This is a genomic window from Pseudomonas baltica (assembly GCF_031880315.1).
Taxonomy (GTDB): Bacteria; Pseudomonadota; Gammaproteobacteria; order Pseudomonadales; family Pseudomonadaceae; genus Aquipseudomonas.
In genome coordinates this window covers 6,184,914-6,203,575 of the sequence record NZ_CP134771.1, presented here as the reverse complement: position 1 = coordinate 6,203,575, position 18,662 = coordinate 6,184,914, and the positions used below count along the sequence as shown (strand labels likewise).

General features: G+C 63.1%; 17 protein-coding genes. 10 read left to right on the top strand and 7 right to left on the bottom strand.

Going from position 1 to position 18,662, the window contains the following annotated elements:
• Window positions 1-41: 41 nt before the first annotated feature.
• Entirely contained in the window at window positions 42-584 is a 543-nt protein-coding gene (locus tag REH34_RS28295) for a DUF3455 domain-containing protein (RefSeq protein WP_311970047.1), read from the bottom strand.
• Window positions 585-789: 205 nt separating this feature from the next.
• On the opposite strand from REH34_RS28295, the gene REH34_RS28290 reads away from it, so the two are divergent.
• The 4 genes from REH34_RS28290 to REH34_RS28275 all read left to right on the top strand — a co-directional run bounded on the left by REH34_RS28290 (window position 790) and on the right by REH34_RS28275 (window position 4,475).
• Entirely contained in the window at window positions 790-1,410 is a 621-nt protein-coding gene (locus REH34_RS28290) for a trimeric intracellular cation channel family protein (RefSeq protein WP_311970046.1), read from the top strand.
• 129 nt (window positions 1,411-1,539) lie between these two features.
• The gene (locus REH34_RS28285; protein ID WP_311970045.1) at window positions 1,540-2,376 is read left to right on the top strand and encodes a transporter substrate-binding domain-containing protein; all 837 of its coding nucleotides are present in this window, start codon (window positions 1,540-1,542) and stop codon (window positions 2,374-2,376) included.
• On the top strand, window positions 2,377-3,726 hold the full coding sequence (locus REH34_RS28280) for a diguanylate cyclase domain-containing protein (RefSeq protein ID WP_311970044.1): 1,350 nt from the start codon (window positions 2,377-2,379) through the stop codon (window positions 3,724-3,726).
• Window positions 3,726-4,475, top strand: coding sequence for a transporter substrate-binding domain-containing protein (locus REH34_RS28275; RefSeq protein WP_311970043.1), 750 nt, complete (start codon window positions 3,726-3,728; stop codon window positions 4,473-4,475). Before REH34_RS28280 ends, REH34_RS28275 begins: the two co-directional genes overlap by 1 nt.
• 32 nt (window positions 4,476-4,507) lie before the next feature.
• Here REH34_RS28275 and REH34_RS28270 read toward each other — a convergent pair whose 3' ends face one another.
• The 3 genes from REH34_RS28270 to REH34_RS28260 form a co-directional block, all read right to left on the bottom strand.
• Window positions 4,508-6,319: a monovalent cation:proton antiporter-2 (CPA2) family protein gene (locus tag REH34_RS28270; RefSeq protein ID WP_311970042.1), complete on the bottom strand. Its 1,812-nt coding sequence runs from the start codon at window positions 6,317-6,319 to the stop codon at window positions 4,508-4,510.
• Window positions 6,320-6,548: 229 nt separating this feature from the next.
• Window positions 6,549-6,917 carry a response regulator gene (locus tag REH34_RS28265; RefSeq protein WP_311970041.1) on the bottom strand — a complete coding sequence of 123 codons (369 nt, stop codon included), beginning with the start codon at window positions 6,915-6,917 and terminating at the stop codon, window positions 6,549-6,551.
• 21 nt (window positions 6,918-6,938) lie between these two features.
• Window positions 6,939-8,387, bottom strand: coding sequence for an ATPase domain-containing protein (locus tag REH34_RS28260; RefSeq protein ID WP_311972178.1), 1,449 nt, complete (start codon window positions 8,385-8,387; stop codon window positions 6,939-6,941).
• A gap of 243 nt (window positions 8,388-8,630) precedes the next feature.
• Here REH34_RS28260 and REH34_RS28255 point away from each other — a divergent pair, with 243 nt between their 5' ends.
• Window positions 8,631-9,962 carry a sodium:proton antiporter gene (locus tag REH34_RS28255; protein WP_311970039.1) on the top strand — a complete coding sequence of 444 codons (1,332 nt, stop codon included), beginning with the start codon at window positions 8,631-8,633 and terminating at the stop codon, window positions 9,960-9,962.
• Between the two features lie 79 nt (window positions 9,963-10,041).
• Here the strand turns inward: REH34_RS28255 and REH34_RS28250 are convergent, their stop codons facing one another.
• Both REH34_RS28250 and REH34_RS28245 read right to left on the bottom strand, forming a co-directional pair.
• The gene (locus REH34_RS28250; RefSeq protein WP_226502377.1) at window positions 10,042-10,683 is read right to left on the bottom strand and encodes an HAD family phosphatase; all 642 of its coding nucleotides are present in this window, start codon (window positions 10,681-10,683) and stop codon (window positions 10,042-10,044) included.
• A gap of 108 nt (window positions 10,684-10,791) precedes the next feature.
• The gene (locus REH34_RS28245; protein ID WP_226502376.1) at window positions 10,792-11,349 is read right to left on the bottom strand and encodes a DUF924 family protein; all 558 of its coding nucleotides are present in this window, start codon (window positions 11,347-11,349) and stop codon (window positions 10,792-10,794) included.
• 265 nt (window positions 11,350-11,614) lie between these two features.
• On the opposite strand from REH34_RS28245, the gene REH34_RS28240 reads away from it, so the two are divergent.
• The 5 genes from REH34_RS28240 to REH34_RS28220 all read left to right on the top strand — a co-directional run bounded on the left by REH34_RS28240 (window position 11,615) and on the right by REH34_RS28220 (window position 17,800).
• Window positions 11,615-12,634: an iron ABC transporter permease gene (locus REH34_RS28240; protein WP_311970038.1), complete on the top strand. Its 1,020-nt coding sequence runs from the start codon at window positions 11,615-11,617 to the stop codon at window positions 12,632-12,634.
• Window positions 12,631-13,395: an ABC transporter ATP-binding protein gene (locus REH34_RS28235; protein ID WP_311970037.1), complete on the top strand. Its 765-nt coding sequence runs from the start codon at window positions 12,631-12,633 to the stop codon at window positions 13,393-13,395. The genes REH34_RS28240 and REH34_RS28235 overlap by 4 nt, the downstream gene beginning before the upstream one ends.
• Before the next feature lie 12 nt (window positions 13,396-13,407).
• Window positions 13,408-15,516, top strand: coding sequence for a TonB-dependent receptor (locus REH34_RS28230; RefSeq protein ID WP_311970036.1), 2,109 nt, complete (start codon window positions 13,408-13,410; stop codon window positions 15,514-15,516).
• A complete protein-coding gene (locus tag REH34_RS28225) occupies window positions 15,517-16,641 on the top strand; it encodes an ABC transporter substrate-binding protein (RefSeq protein WP_311970035.1) in 1,125 nt (374 codons plus the stop codon).
• Window positions 16,642-16,855: 214 nt separating this feature from the next.
• The gene (locus REH34_RS28220; protein WP_311970034.1) at window positions 16,856-17,800 is read left to right on the top strand and encodes a hypothetical protein; all 945 of its coding nucleotides are present in this window, start codon (window positions 16,856-16,858) and stop codon (window positions 17,798-17,800) included.
• Between the two features lie 185 nt (window positions 17,801-17,985).
• Here the strand turns inward: REH34_RS28220 and REH34_RS28215 are convergent, their stop codons facing one another.
• Entirely contained in the window at window positions 17,986-18,660 is a 675-nt protein-coding gene (locus REH34_RS28215) for a response regulator transcription factor (protein ID WP_311970033.1), read from the bottom strand.
• Window positions 18,661-18,662: the final 2 nt, after the last annotated feature.

The following is an 18,662-nucleotide window of genomic DNA, read 5'->3' as shown; positions in this document are numbered from 1 at the left end:
GAAGACTTTGGCAGCCCCCATCACTGCGCAACTGTTGCTACTTATTTCGCAGCCCAGAAGATGTAATCCGCCTGGTATTTGACCTGTTCCTGCAAGCCCTTCTGCGCCGCAGTGCAGGCACTGGCCGGCGCCACACCACCCTTGAGCGCCACGCGTTGTACGTAGGTCACGCCCACCATGGCGCCTTTGCCCTCAGCCGGGTTGGCCTTGACCAACTGATAGGGCAGATTGCCGGCCCCCGCAGGGGCCACCGCGAGCTGCGTACCGGTGATTTTCGAGCCGTCCTGAGCCTGCCAGGTGGCGGGCGGCCCGAAGTAGCTACCGATCGGCTTGCCAGCGCGATCGCTGAGCACCGCCTTGGGCCCGACGAACACCCATTCGGTGGCGGCGGCGTTGTCGGCCTTGGCGCGGCACTCATAGGTGATCTCGCCTACACCCACGGTTTCGAGGGCGATCTTGTGCCCCTCCGGTACCTTGACGGCGTCCGGCAGTTCCATGGCCGCCTGGGCCAGGGGCGCGCCGACCAGTACACAGGCTGCGGCCAGCGGGACGAAAGTCAGGTGAAGCATGCGTTGGATGTTCATGCAGGTCTCTCCAAAGGGGTAGTGAACCGGGCAGCGAACAGGGCTGCTGAAGGTACTACCCGCCGCAGGGCCAACTGGATGCAGCGCCCGCATTTATTTTTTGCCGCACCGGCGCGCGGGCTTGGCACTTCCCAACCGCTCGATAAACAGCAAGAATCGCCGCTTTCGACCCTATCAACCCCCACCACCGGTAGCGACGTTCAGCATGGACATGCCTTGGGTCTATACGTTTTTCGATCTGCTCGGCACCTTGGCGTTCGCCCTCAGCGGCGCCATCGCCGCGCGGCAACGGGGCCTGGACCTGTTCGGTATCGTCACCGTGGCGTTCTGCGTGGCCTGTGGCGGCGGCATCGTGCGCGATGTGTGCGTGGGCGCCGTGCCGGCCGCCGGGTTGCTCGATGTGCGTTACCTGGCCATCGCTATCGGCGCCTCGCTACTGACCATCCTCGCCTACGCCACGGTGCAACGCATCAGCCAGCCGGTGCAACTGTTCGACGCCCTGGGCCTGGGCTTTTTCGCCGTGGCCGGCGCCCATAAAGCCTGGCTCTACACCGGCAACCCGCAGCTGGCGGTGATGATGGGCGTGCTCAGCGCTGTGGGTGGGGGCGTGATCCGCGACATTCTGCTCAACCGCACGCCGCAGATTCTCGAGAAGGAAGTCTATGCGCTGGCGGCGTTGCTGGCGGCCCTGATCCAGGTGGGCGGTGATTGGGCCGGGGTGCGCGCGCCCAGTTGGTCCGCGCTGGGCATGCTGGCGGGAGTGGGTTTGCGCCTGATGGCGCTAAGATTCAAATGGAACCTGCCGCGGTTTACCGGCGACAGCTAAGGCTAAATGCCATCATCGCTCCCCTCGGTCTCAAGAATTGCCCCACACCGCCGATACCGTGGCCAGAAGAGCAGTACGGTCACTTGGCAGCGATCCCATCGCGGGCGCCTGGGTCATCGATCTGCAGTCATGAGGTCGCCCTTGATGAATGCGCCGCTGTCGCACAGCACCCTACGTTTGCCCCTGCTGCTGGCGATGCTGGCCGCCTTTGCCCTGCCTGCGGTGCGGGCGGAATCGGCGCAGGCGGAATCGGCGCAGCCGCCACTGGAGGCGGCGTTGCAGCTGCCTTTGCAGGTGGTCACCGAAGAGTTGCCACCCTACAACATGACGGTCGATGGGCGTCTGACAGGCATGAGCACCGAGGTGGTCGAGGCCGCTCTCAAGGAGGCGGGCCTGAGCGCTCCCATCCAGTCCATGCCCTGGGCTCGCGCCTACGACCTGGCGCTGCATGACGACAACGTCCTCATCTACTCCATGGCACGGATTCCCGAACGCGAAAGCTTGTTCCAGTGGGTGGGTGCCATCGCGCCTACTCAGTGGTACGTGTATTCATACCCCGAGCGGCCGATTCCTATCGAACGCCTCGAAGATGCCAAGGCCTATCAAAACGGCGTGGTCAAGCAGGATGTCGGCGAGTTGTACCTGCTCGCCCGAGGGTTTCGCAACGGCATCAACCTGCAATCGAGCAATCGCCGTGAACTCAACTACGAAAAGCTCAAGTCCGGCCACATCGACCTCTGGATCGCCAACGAACTCAATGCCATCTACCTGGCGCGCCAGGCCGGCGACGATCCGGCCAAGACCCTGGTGCGCGCCCTCGCCCTGCCCGACCTGGGCGGTGACGCCGGACTCTATATGGCGTTCAGCCTGAAAACCCCGGCGCCCGTCGTCGCCCGCTTGCGCCAGGCGCTGCAGCGCCTGCATGACAACGGTACCTACGCGGCCATCGCCCGGAAGTGGATGTAGATGGCCGCCCGCCCCGAATCGGAAATCATCACACAACTGTGGCCCCACACTCGCAGCTCCGCTTCGTTGGGGCGACGCCTGGTGCTTGCGACGCTACTGTTCTGCCTGTTCTTTACCCTCGGCACGGTGGCCGTGCGCACCTGGTTCGCCTGGAACAACAATCTCAAGGCCATGAACGCCGAGCTGCACCTGATCGACCAGGTGTTCCAGGGCACGCTGGCCAAGGCTGTGTGGGAGATGGATCGTGATGCCCTCAAGGAACAACTCGACAGCGTGGCCGCCGCCGCGCCAGTCGGCCAGGTGACCTTACGCATTCTGCGCCCTGGCCGCGCCCCGGAAATCCTCGAGCGGCGCCGCGACACCCAACCCGACCCTGCCAGCGCGCCATCGCTGCACCGCGACCTGGCCGTGACACCCTACCCCGACGCCAGCGAACAGGTCGGCGACCTGACCATCGTCGGCGACCCGAGCCTGCTGTGGCAGCGACTGTGGAAAGAAGTCGCGGTGATCATCCTCACCCAGGTCATTCAGTCGCTGGCCTTGGCGGGGCTGATCATGGCGATGTTCAACCGCACCGTCACCGTGCACGTGCGCCACGTGGGCCGCCACCTGTCACAACTGACGCCCGTGACCCTGGGCCGGCATTTGCGCCTGCGCCGCCAGCGCCGCAACGGCGATGAACTCGACTTGCTCGAAGCCGGTGTCAACCTGGTCCAGGAAAAACTCGCGACCTACCTGCAGCGCCAGCACGAAGACGAGCAGGCTCTGGCCGCCAGCCGCGACCAATTGGCGGAACTGGTCGAGCAGCGCACCGCCGAGTTGCGCGCCGCCAACGTGCGCCTCGAGGCCTTGAGCCGCTTCGACCCGCTGACCGGCCTGGCCAATCGCCGCCACTTCGATGAACTCAAGGCTTTGGAATTCAACCGGGCGTTGCGCCAAGGGCATCCGCTGTCGGTGCTGATGTGCGACATCGACCACTTCAAGCCCTATAACGATAGCCACGGTCACGCCATGGGCGACCAGTGCCTGAGCAACGTGGCCATCGTCATGAGTAGCGTGTTCACCCGCTCCGGCGAATTGGTGGCGCGCCTGGGCGGCGAGGAATTTGCCGTTCTGCTGCCGGGCTTCGATCTGCTGCAGGCCCATCAGGCCGCCGAACGCCTGCAAGTGGCGCTGGCCACAGCCCAACTGGCCCACGGTGCCTCGCCCGTGTCGCCGTACATGACCATTAGCATCGGCGTCGCCGAGCTGGACCGTGCAACCATGGACCGATTCGATCAACTCCTGCAGCGTGCCGACCAGGCTCTTTATCGGGCGAAAAGCCAGGGCCGTGCCCGGAGCGCCAGCTGATGATGCGCCTGCCCCGCAGACCCCGATACGGCACCGTGGCAGCCCTGTTGCTGGCCCTGTATTGGCACGGCGCCAGCGCCGAAACCATCGAGACCGTGACCGAGGATTCGTCCTATAGCTATATGCAGGATGGCAAGGTCGGCGGCGCCGCCGGACGCATCGTCGAGGCGCTCCTCAAGCAAGCCGGCCTGGATGATTACCGTATGGCCATCTACCCATGGGCGCGGGCTTATGACCGGGCGCTGCGCGAACCGAATGTAATCATTTACCCCATTTTGCGTACCGCAGAACGCGAAAACCTATTCAAATGGGTTGGCCATCTTGATTGGACCTTGCCGATTCTCTACAAACTGCGCGCCACGCCGTCGTTGCGCATCGCCACACTGCAAGACGCACGGCCCTACCGCGTGGGCGTGCTGCGCGACGATTATCGGGAAAAGTACCTCCGCGATCAGGGCTTTACGCGCTTGGTGGTGGCCGCCAGCAACCAGGAGAACTTCAACCGCCTGCTCAACGGGCAGGTGCAACTGGTTGCCATGCCTGAGCGCGATGCGCGCAAGTTCTGCGCCGATGCCCACGTGCCCTTCGAGACGCTGGAAAAGGCCTACGCCATGGACGATCTGTCGCGGGAGATCTACATCGCCTTCAGCCGCGCCACCTCGGACGAAATCGTCGATCGCGTGCGCACTGCGTACGAGCAACTGCAGCAGAGCGCAGTGATCGAGCGGCTATTGCAAGAACAGCCCTGAGTAGCGGCTGTCCTGAGCTGAGGCCATGAGCATCAATGGGCCTTTTCGGCCTCTTCCTGCTCCCGATCGGCATCAAACAACCGCGCCAGCTCGGCCCGCGCTTCCTGAGCGCTTTGCATGACCTTGGCGGCATCGTCGTAGACCTTGTGCTGCGCTTGCAGCAGCTGTTCGTCGTGCAGCTTGAAGCGCCGGATCCGCGCGTCCGCCTGGGACTGGCTCAAGCCCAGGCCCATCAAGGTGCGCCGGCTCATTTCCAGGCTCGAGTAGTAGGTCTCGCGCACCGCCACCGCGCCCACGTCCACCAGCCGATGCACATGCTGACGATTGCGCGCCCGGGCGATGATCTTGATGTGCGGATACAGGCGACTGACCAGTTCGGCGGTGCGGATGTTGATGTCCGGGTCATCGGTGGCGATCACAAAATATTCGGCCTGTTCGACCTTGGCCGCCTGAAGGATTTCAGGGCGCAGCGGATCGCCATAGAACACTGGCACATGACCAAAGCTGCGGGAGAACTCGACGCTCTCGACGGCCGTGTCCAGGGCAACGAAATTGACCTTTTGCGCGCGCAGTATCCGCGCGATGATCTGGCCCATGCGGCCCATGCCGGCGATCACCACCCGCGGGGCATCGCTTTCGATCTCGCTGTATTCGGCGGGAATTTCCCGCGCCGGCAGCGGGCGCGCCTTGAGCAGGTGCCGGCCCAGCAGCAATAACAGCGGGGTCACGGCCATCGACAAGGTGATGGTCAACACCAGCAAGTCGTACAGCCCGGCATCGAACAAACCTTGATCGCGGCCGATCTTGAACACCACAAAGGCGAACTCACCGCCCGCTGCCAGCACCAGCCCCAGGCGCAGTGCACTGCGCCGATCAAGACCACCGCCCAGGCGCCCGATAAAGATCAGCAGGGGCAGTTTGATCAGCACCAGCAGCAGGGTCAGGCCCAGCACCTGGGCGGGTGCCTGAAACAACAGACCGATGTTGGCGCCCATGCCGACGCTGATGAAAAACAGCCCCAGCAGCAGCCCCTTGAAGGGCTCGATCTGCGATTCCAATTCGTGGCGGTACTCGGAATCGGCCAGCAGCAAGCCGGCCAGAAAAGCCCCCAGGGCCATGGATACGCCAGCCAGGTCCATCAGCCACGCGGTGCCGATGACCACCAGCAGCGCCGTGGCGGTGGACACCTCGGGCAAACCGGTACGGGCGACGATGCGAAACACCGGGCGCAGCAGATAACGCCCGCCCACCACCACGACGGCGATACTGCCCAGCACGCGCAAGCCATGGTTGAGCGCATCGCCGCCCTCGCCTTGACTACCCCCGGCCAACAGCGGCACCAAGGCAATCAACGGAATGGCGGCGATGTCCTGAAACAGCAGAATGGCGAATGCCAGGCGGCCATGGGGGGCGTTGAGCTCCTTGCGCTCGGCCAGGCTCTGCAGGCCGAACGCGGTAGACGACAACGCCAGGCCCAAACCCAGCACCACGGCACTGTTGAGTGGCTGGCCAAAGCCGAGCAAGGCCACACAGCCGATCACCAGACCGGTCAGCAACACCTGCGCCAGGCCTACCCCGAAGACCGATTTGCGCATTACCCACAAACGCTTGGGCGACAATTCCAGGCCGATGATGAACAGCAACAGCACCACGCCCAGCTCCGAGACATGGGCCACGCTTTGCGGGTTTCCGATCAGCCCCAGCAAGGAGGGGCCGATGATCACGCCTGCGAGCAGATAACCCAGGACCGCGCCCAATTGCAGACGCTTGGCCAGCGGCACGGTGATCACCGCCGCGAGCAAGAACACCACCGCGACTTGAAGCATGTTGCCTTGTTCCGGCATTCGCCAGATCTCCCTTTGCAGTTGAACGATAAATCGACGCAAGCGCGATGTTTGCACTGGCCCCTGCGCGAGCAAGCTTGGCGACCGCCGTGCTAGCCGACCTTGGCGCTAGTCGATCTTGAGTCGTGCACAGGCGCGAGCAAGGGGGCGCGTTCGGCGGCGCAGAGGCCAGCCCTGACACCACAGACGCAAAAGAATAAACGAGGAATGCGACTGAAAAAGGACTTTTTCAGGGCTTGTCGGGCGGAAACAGCTGCTTGACCATATCGATGATTTGAGCAATCTGGAACGGCTTGTCGAACACCGCCTTGAAAAGTTCAGGGTGTTCGCGACCCAAGGCACCCTGCGCGCCGCTCATCAACAAGATAGGCAGATTCTTGCATTCTTCACGGGCACGGATCGCCTTGGCAAACTCGAGCCCATCCATCACCGGCATCATGAAATCAGTGATGACCAGCTCCGGCCGCTCTCGCGTCAGAACGTCGAGTCCTTTTTTGCCGTTGCTCGCGGTAACGGTCATATAGCCCTCATCCTCGAGCGCAAACCCAAGTATGTCGGCAATCAAGTACTCGTCATCGACGATCAGGATGGTGGTCATTTCACATCGATCCGGATGACATCAGCGACTTGTTGTCGTGGTAGCGGTACCTGAGAGCACGGACTCGGCATTCTTGAATGCGGCCTTGCTCAGGTTTATGCCCTTATCTTTGATGACCATCTCCAGCAAGGATGAATCGTAAATACTGTCTCTGACTTTAAGAATGGTCAGCAAGCGCTTAAGTTCAGATTCAAATTCAACGAAACGCATCAGCAGGATATTATCGACCACACTGGATAAATCAGGCACTGGCGAGGTTATTTCGGGCCCAAATAACCCGCGTACTTCCCAAGTTGCAAATACCGTCACACCACGAGAGCGCAACTCGCCCATCAGGACACTGAAGAACTCCGTCAGACGCACCGGACTGGTGGCAACGCGCGTCATGCCTCCAAGGCTGTCGATCAGTACGCGCTTGATGTTTTTCTCGTCCACCAGGCGCAGCAGGTAGGCGCCCAGACCGTCGAGCAATCCGTCGGTAGTGGGCTGCCAGGCGACATGCAGGGCGCCTGAATCGAGCATGCCGGTGAAGTCGAAACCCAGCGCGTGGGCCTTCATGCACAGGCGCTGCGGCGTCTCGTAGAAACCGAAATGCAGGCCGGGCTCTTCAGGCGTGGACGCCGCCAGAAAGTTGATCCCCAGGCTGGTCTTGCCGATACCCGAAGGGCCCATAGCCAAGGTCACCGACGAGCGCGCCAGGCCACCGCCGATCAAGCCGTCGAGCGAGGCCATGCCGCTGGTGACTCGCGTCATGTCGGCCTGATCGGCGCGCGACGCATGACCGTACAGCGCTTCGAGGCGCGGATAGATGACGATGCCGTCATCGGTGATCTCGCATTCGTGCAGGCCCGACAGCGCACCGCTGCCGCGGGTCTTGCGCAATTGGATACGGCGCACCGAACGGGTGCCGAACAGCTCTTCCCCCATCTCGATGACGCCGTCGACCATAGTGTGTTCCGGGCTGCCGTCGTCCAGCCGCGAACTGGTCAGGAACAGCACGGTGCAGCCGGCGAAGGCGGCATGCCCTTGCAGCTCGGAAATGAATTTTTTCGTGTCGATCTGCGAGTCGGCCTTGGAGCGCGCGTTGAGCAATCCGTCGACGATCATCACCGTGGCTTTCTGGCGAACGATCTCACGGCGCAACAGCTTGACCACTTCGTCCAGGCCTTCGTTTTCCAGCGTATCGAAAGCGCTGACGAACTGAATGTCGCCGCCGATCTTCGAGGCGTCGAAGAAGCTCAGGGTGGACAGGTACTGGAACAATCGCTCATGGGATTCGGACAGCAAGGTGGCGACCAGTACACGGCCGCCATTGCGCACATGATTGAAGCCCAACTGGTTGGCCAGAATGGTTTTGCCAGAGCCCGGACGGCCTTGGATGATATAGGACGAACCGGCCACCAAGCCGCCTTTCAACAAGGCGTCGAGCCCTTCTATTCCGCTCTTGAGGCGTTTTAGCTGTTCCAAGATCCGGTCTGCCTTTGTAAGTTGTCGCTAGAAGTCTGCTGCGCAAGCGCGATTAGCGCCGGGAGCCAAGGGGTTGTAAGCCTTGGCCGGGTAGACGCTTGGAAATTAGCGGCGATTCTATCCGCTTCGGACATTTTCTGCATTGAAAAGAGTATTGACAGCAAAAGAGTCAACTATTGCGGCCGGGCAAAGTCACATCTGCATGGCCTGTGGGCCCCCTGCTCTTCCACCTGGCCGCGAGGTTTCATGAGTTTTATCCTTTGCCTGACGGTAATGGGCGTCCTGTTGCTGATACTGGCGCTTACTTCTTCCTATTTGCGCTGGCTGCCGGTCACCACCTCGGCGGTGTGCCTGCTGTTCGGCCTGGCCATCGGCCCATTGGGCTTGAATCTGTTCGATCTGGATCTGCGCGACGCCGCGCCCTGGCTGGAACGCCTGACCGAAGTCGCAGTGTTGTTTTCGCTGTTCGGCACCGGCATCAAACTGCGCCTGTCCCTGGGCCGTTCGGCCTGGCGCGCCGCCTATATGCTGGCGGGCCCGGTGATGATCGCCACCATTCTGGGCGTGACCCTGGTGGCCCATTACGCCTTGAACCTGAGCTGGGGCGTGGCGGCGCTGCTCGGCGCGATGCTCGCGCCCACCGATCCGGTACTGGCGAACATGGTGCAGGTCAACAATGCACAGGACCTGGACCGAGTGCGCTTTGGCCTGTCCGGCGAAGCAGGCCTGAACGACGGTACGGCGTTCCCGTTCGTGATCTTCAGCCTGTTGTTGCTGCAGCAGGGCACGCTGAACGTCGATTGGGTCGGCGACTGGGCCCTGAAACATCTGCTGTGGGCGGTGCCGGTCGGACTGTTCATCGGCTATGCGCTGGGGCGGTTGATCGGCCAGTTGATGATCTACCTGCGCATCAAGCATGCCGACAGCACCTTGTCGCCCAATGACTTCCTGGCCTTGGCGCTGATAGCGCTGAGCTATGTGGCGGCGTCGGCGGTGGGCGCGTTCGGCTTTTTGTCGGTGTTCGCCGCCGGGCTCGGCTTGCGTCAGGCCGAGGCACGCTCGTCGCGCAGCGAGGTGCCGTCCGAGCACCTGACTCAACCCGTGCTGGGCCATAGCCATTCAGCCAAGCCCGAGCAGGCGGTGGCCGGCAATTACGATGAACTCGAGGCTCCGCAACTGGCCGCCGGGGTGATGATGGGGGACATGCTCGCCTTTGGCAGCCTGGTGGAACGCTCCATGGAAGTATTGCTGATTACCTTGCTGGGTACGCTGCTGGCCAGTTACTGGGACTGGCGCGCCATGGGCCTGGGGCTGGCCCTGTTCTGCGTGATTCGTCCGTTGAGCGTGTGGCTGCTGGTGGGCCGACGTTTGCTCAACGGCCATCAGCGCGCCTTGCTCGGCTGGTTCGGGATCCGCGGGATCGGTTCGATCTATTACCTGTGCTTCGCGCTGGGTCATGGATTGCCCGATGACGTGGCGCGGACCTGCATCAGCCTGACGGTGTCGGTGGTAGCCCTGAGCATCCTCTTGCATGGCATCAGCACCCAGCCGTTGCTGGAGCACTACGAACCGCAATAGCGGTCAGACGTGAACTGACCGGGGTTATTGAAGGCCTGTTCGCGAGCAGACCTCGCCAGCCACGACGGAGCAAAGGTTTTTAACGCAACCGCTGAAGCAACGCGCTCACATCGTCATAGGTCGGGGTGCGGTGAAAATTGGCGGCGTTGTCGAAGGTCGAGAAATCGAACTCGCCAAAGCCCGCCACCTGCGCCCCGGCAGCCAGGCCCGCTTCGGCCCCGGCGATGCTGTCCTCGACCAGCAGGCATTCATGGGGCTGTAGCCCCAGCAATCTGGCCGCCTCGATGATCAACCCCGGCGCCGGCTTCCAGGAACGCACCTCATAAGCACTGGCGATATGCTCGAAGTGTTCGAGCAGGCCGGCCTGCCCCAAACAGGTTTCGATTTTCAAACGCGGGCCATTGGAGGCTACCGACTTTGGCAGGTCGAGGCTGGCAACGAAGGCCTTCGCCCCTGGCATGGGCTGCAGGCCCTGGCGAAACAGGTCCAGGCTGCGCTCGCGGAACGCCACCATGAACGGCTCGCCATCCAGGCTCGGGTGCTCCTTGCACAGTTCGGCGATGAACACCGCGAACTGCACGCCGCGAAAACGCCGCAGCACTTCGGCCTCGGGTAGTTCAATGCCGCGTTCGATCAACATCTTGTGCAGCAGACCCGCCGCGACGTTCTCGCTGTCGACCAGAGTTCCATCGGAATCGAAAATCACACCTTTGATAGCCACATGCCACTCCTCGGCTCATTCATTTGCCCGCAACCGCCAACGGCGTACCCCCGGGCGTAACGCCCATCTGATCGATCCGACTCCCTATAGTTCACCTGGCGTCGCGCCTCAACCGGCGAAACCTCCGGCATCGAGGAAAGCCAACTCCTCGGACGAGCTTTCCCGACCCAGCAGCCGATTGCGATGAGGGAACCGCCCGAAGCGCGCAATCACGTCGCGGTGGAGTTCGGCGTGGTGCAGGGTTTCTGCACTGATGCCGCGGTTGAACGCCACCGACAGGTTCTGGTCGGCAAGGCGTTCGGAATGCTCGAGCGGCAGATAGAAGAATTGGCGCAAATCTGGCTCGACCTGTTCATCGAGGCCCGCATCGACCACCTGGCGGGCGTAATGACAGGCCAGGGCATCGGTGGCGAACATATGCGCGGTGTCGCGAAAGGCGTTGCGCGGGAACTGATCCAGCAGGATCAACAGGGCCAGGGCGCTGTCCGGGGCATCCAGCCAGGCTTCGAGCTCGCGACGCGCCGCCGCCAGGTGCAGGTCGATAAAACGCTGGCGAAACGCATCGTCGAACTGCAGGTCCTTGGCGAACCAGCGTTCACGCCCCGCCGCCAGCCAGAAATCGATCACAGCCTGGTGATCCATCGTTGCCGATTGTCCATTCGCCATCTTGTGTTCTCCAGAACCTGACTGCCGAAAAATCCAGGTACGAGGCCATGCGGCTTCGCGAGCAGTAACGAATTTGATACGGAATGGGAGATTTTACAAATGGTTTCAATCGATCAGGGCGCAAAGGCTGCCTGCGAAGCACCCAGTGCATTCAGCAATGACCGGGCTGTTAGCGTGAAAGAAAACTCAGCTCCAAGCCCTTCAGGTAGCACCCCGCAGGCTATCGCTATATATTCCGCTACACACCGAGTTCCCTGAGCGTTCAATGCCCCGCCTCCCCCGATCCTCCCTGCCGTGGCTCAGCGCCCTGGCGCTGCTGGCGGCAAGCCTGCTGGCGTTGCTCTGCGGGCGCTATGCGATATCCCTGAGCGAATGCATGCAATTCATCAAAGCCTCTGCCGGCCTGGGCGACATGCCGGCCGGGCGCTTTGCGCTGCTGCATGGCCTGATCGTCGAGTCGCGGCTGCCGCGCGTGATCGCCGGCCTGCTGGTGGGTGCCGGGTTGTCGGTATCCGGGGCGGCCTATCAGGCAGTGTTCCGCAACCCGCTGGTGTCACCGGGCCTGCTGGGCGTGCTCAGCGGCTGTGCGTTCGGCGCGGCGCTGGGGATCATCCTGCAACTGCACGGCCTGGCCATCCCAGCGCTGGCTTGCGTCACCGGGTTGATCGCCGTGGCAGTCGGGGTAGGCATCGCCAATCTGTTTCACAACCCCTCGATCCTGTTGCTGGTGCTCGGTGGCATCGTCGCCAACGCGCTGTTCACCGCGTTGCTGTCGATCACGCAGTACCTGGCCGACCCGGTCGATCAACTGCCGAGCATCGTCTACTGGTTGCTCGGCAGCCTCAGCGCAGTCGACCACCAGGCGCTATGGGTGATCGCGCCGCTGCTGACGCTGGGCATCGCCGTGCTGTGCCTGGGGGGCCGCGCCATCGACGCGCTGTCGCTCAGTGACGACGAGGCCCACAGCCTCGGCGTACCGGTACGCACCATCCGCTACGGGGTGATTGTGCTGGCCACTTTGATCTGCGCGCTCACCGTGAGCCTGGCGGGCATGGTCGGTTGGGTCGGCCTGCTGGTGCCGCACCTGGCGCGCCTGCTGGCAGGCCCGAGCAACGCCCGGCTCCTGCCGGTCAGCGCCTGCCTGGGCGGGGTGTTTCTGCTGGCCGCTGACGGCGCCGCGCGCAGCCTGACCCCCGGCGAGATTCCGCTGGGGATCATCACCGAACTGTTCGGCGCCGTGGCCTTCGTGCTGGTGCTGCAGCGCGTGCGCAAGGGCTGGCTATGACGTTGTTGCGTTGCGAAGGGCTCAGTTATCGGCTGGGTCGGCGGGTGATCCTCCAGGACATTTCGCTGACCCTCAACCCCGGCGACAACATCGCCCTGCTCGGCGCCAATGGGGCCGGCAAAAGCACCTTGCTGCGCCTGTTGCTGGGGCTGATTCGCCCCGCCAGCGGTGAGGTGTATCTGGGCAGCCAACCCCTCAGCGCTCTCAGCCGCCGCGCCATCGCCCAACAAATGGCCTACGTACCGCAAAGCCATGTGCCGAGCTTCCCCTATACGGTCGAGCACATCATCGCCCAAGGCCGCTTGCCGGTCACCGGCCTGGGTCGCGCGCCGGCCAGCGCCGATCTCCAGGCGGTCAGCCACGCCTTGGCGCAACTGGGCATCGAAGCCTTGCGCACGCGGGTGTACACCGAGCTGTCCGGCGGCGAGCGGCAACTGGTGCTGATCGCTCGGGCGCTGGTGCAGCAAGCGCGCATCATCGTCCTCGACGAGCCCATCACCGGCCTGGATTTCGGCCATCAATTACGCCTGCTGGCCCTGCTCCAGCGCCTGGCCGAGCAAGGCCTGTGCGTGCTGTCGAGCAGTCACCGCCCGGAGCAGGCGCTGGCCGCCAGCAACCGCGTGCTGGTCCTGCATGACGGCCTGCTGATCGGCGACGGCGCGCCTGCCGCGGTGATCGACAGCGCGCTGATGCAACGCCTCTATCACGTCTCGGTGCGGCAGATCGACACCGAAGGCCAACGCTTTTTTGTCCCCCTGTGAGAACTCCAGACCATGCAGCACCGTCGCCGTTGCCTGACTTTCACCCCGCTGCTGCTCAGCGCTGCGGTTCACCTGGCCCACGCCGACGAGGTGCAACTGGCGCCGATCGACGTCAGCGCCGTGGACAGCGCCCAGCAGCAAGCGCGGGATAAATCCGCCACAGTCGGGCCGATGGGCGAACGCAGGTTGCAGGACACCCCCTACTCCGTCAGCGTGGTGCCCCGCGAGCTGACCGAAGACCAGCAGCTCAAGAGCTTCAAGGACATGATCCGCTACCTGCCGTCGGTCCAGGCCGATGGCGCGCGCCCGCAAACCCGCGGCTTTCAGGGCAGCGTCGTGCAGAACAGCCGCCTGGACGGGCTCAATGTGGTGTCCACCACCGACTACCCCGCCGAGCAACTGGGCGGCGTCGAGGTGCTCAGCGGCTTATCGGGTTCGCTGTATGGCCCGGCCAACCCCGCAGGCACCTTCAACCTGCTGTCCAAGCGCCCTACGGACTTCACCCGCAACCGCGTCACGGTTGGCCTGGGTACCGGCATGAGCTGGCTCAAGGCGGTCGACCTCAGCGGCCCCTTCGATCCGGAAGGCAAGATCAAGTACCGTCTCAACCTGGTCGACGAGCAAGGCCACAGTTACGCGCCCGGCAGCACCTTGCGCCGCCAGTTGGTGAGCCTGGCCACCGATTTTCAGCTCAGTGACGACAGCGTCATCGAGACCAACCTGAGCCACTACAACTATCTGGACAAAGGCTTCCCAGGCAAATTCGCCACCAGCGGCAATGGCGTCACCCTGCCCCACGCCCTTGACGCGACCCGCAGCAACCTGGGGCAGAACTACGCCGGCGACAACAACACCACCGACACCGCCAGCGTGCATTTCAAGCACAACCTCGATGACAACTGGAAGCTGGACATCGGCGCGCTGCGGCAAATCGCCGATCGCGAATCCACGGCCGTCACCAACACCTTCACCGACAACGCCGGCCGCTATGCCAGCACCGTCTCCAGCGCCACAGCGAGCCGCTTCACCATCAACAGCTACCTGGCCAACCTCAATGGCACGGTGTACACCGGCGCCATCCAACACCAGCTGACGTTCGGGCTCAGCGGTTTTGACTGGGACAACTACAACCCGGTGGCCGGTGCCACGCAAAAACTGGGCACCGCCTCGCTCAGCGATCCAGCCAACTTCGCCGAACCGGACTACCCGGACTTCACCGACCGCTACCACTCGGCCAACGCCAGCCAACGCTCGCTGATAGTCGCTGACACCCTGACTTTCAACCCGCAGTGGAGCCTGATGCTCAGTGGCAGCCAGAATCGCCTGACCACTGACAATTACACGACCACAGGTGGGCATTTCGCCAACCAGGCCACCGGCATCAGCAGCGCCGAGAGCTTGATGTACAAGCCGATCGACGACTTGACCCTGTACGTGACTTACGCCGACAGCCTGCAACAGGGCGACAGCATCCCGGCGGGCAGTCTCAATGCCGGGCAGATCCTTTCGCCCTACCGCAGCCGCATGGTGGAAGTCGGCGGCAAATGGGTGGTCGATGGCGTCAACCTGTCGTTGGCGGCGTTCCAGATGAAACGCCCGTTCGCTTATGCGCAAAACAACGTCTATGCCGTGGCCGGCCAGCAACGCAACCGCGGCCTGGAGTTCATGGCCGACGGCAGCTTGACCCGCAACCTGCGGGTCTTCGGCGGCATCACCTGGCTCGACCCGAAACTGCTCGACACCGCCACCCCCAGCACCGATGACACGCGGATCGTCGGCCTGGCGCGCACCACCGCCAGCCTGCTGACCACCTACCAGATCGAGCAAGTGCCGGGCCTGGCAGTCAACCTCAATGCCCGCTACATGAGCGCGCGACCGATCGATGACAGCAACGACCACTGGGTAAGCAGCTACGAGACCTTCGACCTGGGCGCCAGCTACAGCACGCGCGTACTCAAGCGCGACACGGTGTATCGCCTGGAAATGACCAACGTCGGCAACAGCCATTACTGGACCAACATCGTCCCCGGCGGGCTGAACGGCTACACCGGCGCCGGGCAGACCAGCGCCAGCCTGGGTGCGCCGCGGATGCTGCAGGCGTCTGTGCAGGTGGATCTGTAGATGGCCTGGCTCACCTCGACTCGATGCCGCCGGTTGCTGGCGGCCCTGTTGCTCGCCCATATGGGAGCGGGCTATGCCCGCGAAGGGGTCATGGCTGACGCCGCAGCGCCTGCGGTTGCTCCCGATTCTTCGCAGATTGCAGCGCTCGCTTCGCGGCCACAGCCCGCTGCGGCCGAGGACGGCGTGGCGCGACAGATACGCGACGACAGCGGCCGCGAGGTCACGGTACCTGCCCAGGTGCACCGCATCGCCGATGGCTGGTACGCGCACCACGTGCTGCTGATGACCCTCGGCGCCGGCCAGCGGATCGTCGCCACAGTCAATCACCCTCAAGGCCAGCCTTGGATGTTCAAGGTGCTGCCCAGCCTCGGCCAGGCCACCGCCATCAATGGCACGGCCTTCAATGTCGAAACCCTGCTCAGTGACCGCGTCGATTTGGTGTTCACCAGCACCGGCGATCGCCAGGCAATGGCTTATGAGCAAGCTGGGGTGCCGGTGATGCGCATGGGCTACACCGACCTGGCGGGGTTGCAGCGCTCCATGCTGGCCACCGCGCAGGCACTGGGCGGCGCACAGCCGCTGGAACGGGCCAAGGCCTATAACCGCTATCTGGACGAGCAACTGGCGACGGTCAAAGCCCGCGTAGCCGATGTGCCTCAGGCCCAACGCCCAAGGGTGCTGCACATCGCTTCGCTCGATCCGTTGAAGGTCGATGGCAGCGATACCTTGATCGATCAGTGGATCCAACTGGCGGGCGGGCGTAACGCCGCCGTGGGCCTCAAGGGCAACCTGCAGCCGGTCTCGGCCGAGCAGTTGCTGGTCTGGCAGCCGGATGTGATCGTCCTCGCCGCCAACGCCGGGGATATCAGCCCATCATCGCTGTTGCAGCAACTGCCCGCCGTGCAACAGGGGCATGTGGTGCGTAATCCGGCCGGGGTGTTCCCTTGGGATCGCTACGGCACCGAGGTGGCATTGCAGCTGGAGTGGGCGGCTCAGCAACTGCACCCGGAGCGCTTCAAGGAGGTTGATATGGTCGCCAAAACCATGGATTTCTACCGGCGTTTCTTTGATTACCCGCTGACGACGGCCGAGGCGCAACGCATCCTCAAAGGGCTGGCGCCCTAGGAGCTCGAGTCACCTGGCTGGCCTCTTCGCTGTGCAGTTCGCCCGGAATTGGCAGGCCAATCATGCAAACTGCATGAAAATGGATTTACATATTTATGCAAGCCTATGAATTCAAAGGGTTTTATTAATTGCTAAAATTGGCACGCCGCCTGCTCCTGCAGTGGTATGGATCCCTTCTGGATCTTCACTGCCCGCGACATGGAGTAGCACAAAAATGGTTACCTACGCCGAAACATCTGCCCTGACCCAGCCCGCAGGGCTTGCACGAGACGCTGCACTGGACCGCAGCCACACCCACCGATCAGGTATCTCCTGGGCGGCCATCTTCGCCGGTGCGGCCGGAGCTGCGGCCCTGTCGCTGATCTTGATCCTGCTCGGTACCGGCCTTGGCTTCTCCGCCATGTCGCCCTGGGCCGATCATGGCGCCAGCGCGACCACCTTGGGCGTTTCCTCGATCGTCTGGCTGGCTCTGACGCAGATCATCGCCGCTGGCATGGGTGGTTATCTGGCGGGCCGCTTGCGTTCACGCTGGGTCAACACTCACGGTGATGAGGTGTATTTCCGCGATACCGCCCACGGCTTTCTGTCCTGGGCAGTTGCCACGCTGGTGACCGTAGCCCTGGTGGTAGGCTCGGCCAGCGCCGTGGTCAGCGGCGGCGCCAAAGCAGGTGCGGCAGTGGTGGCTGGCGGCGCAAGCGTTGCTGGCGCGGCCGCAGCCAATAGCAGCGATCCCTATGGCTACTTCATCGATGCCCTGTTCCGCGACACCCGCCCCGTAGCCGTCAGCGACGATGCCGCGCACGGTGTGGTAGGCCGGATCATCGCGCGTACGATCTCCAACGGTGGTCAACTGGCTGCTGACGATCGTGCCTATCTAGCGCAGATGGTCACCCAGCGCACCAGCCTGACCCAGGCTCAGGCTGAACAACGGGTCGATCAGGTGTATGGCCAGGCTCGCCAGAGCGTAGAAGATGCCAAGGTCGCCGCGCAGAAAGCCGCCGATCAGGCTGCCAAGGTGGCCGCTACCGCTTCGCTGTGGATGTTCGTAGCGCTGCTGTGCGGCGCGTTCTTCGCCAGCTTCGCGGCCATCTACGGTGGTCGTCGCCGCGACGCAGTGGTCTATGTCGAAACCGAACATCACCGCGCCAGCGCGCTCTGAATCCAACCCGAAAGGAGATCCATCATGCGTTCATTACTGTTGTTCTTTCTCGGCGTGCCAATCCCTATCATCATCCTGATCGCGCTGTTCATGCACTGACAGGTCATGAACCGATAGCACTGCCCGCGGCCCCCGCCCCTCTCCAGGTGCGGGGGCCGACTGTTTTGGTGCCGGCTGATCCTCGCCTAGGCGTCTTGCGCCAGCTTGTAACCCAAGCCATGCACGGTGTGCAGCATGGGCTGTTCGAAGTCCCTGTCCAGGGTGCGGCGCAACAAATGAATGTTGCTGCGCAAGCTATCGCTGCTCGGCACATCGCGGCCCCACACCGCCTCTTCCAGCTCTTTGCGCTGCACGATACCGGGGCTCTTGCGCATCAGCAGTTCGAGGATCTTCAAATTGGTCGGGTTGAACTTGAGCAGCAGCCCGCCGCGGGTCACCTCCAGGGTATCGAGGTCGAAATGCAGGGCACCGACCTTGAGCATGCGATTACCCTTGCGGCTGCGCCGCGCCACCACCGCTTCGATCCGCGCCAGCACCTCGCTCATCGCAAAGGGCTTGGTGACGTAATCGTCGGCGCCGACATCGAAGCCCATCAAGCGGTCGGCCAACTCGTCCCGAGCACTGAGCATCACGATCGCCACGTTGGACTTGGAGTGATGACGCAGCGTATGGCAGATCTGGTTGCCGTCGATGCCGGGCAGCATGATATCCAGGACGATCGCATCGAACGGCTTGGAGGCCGCCAGGTTCAACCCGGTCAGCCCGGTAAGGGCCCCTTCTACCTCATGGCCTTTGAGCGTGAAGAATTCGATCAGGTTGTCGTGAATGTCCTGGTGATCTTCCACCACGAGAATACGCATCG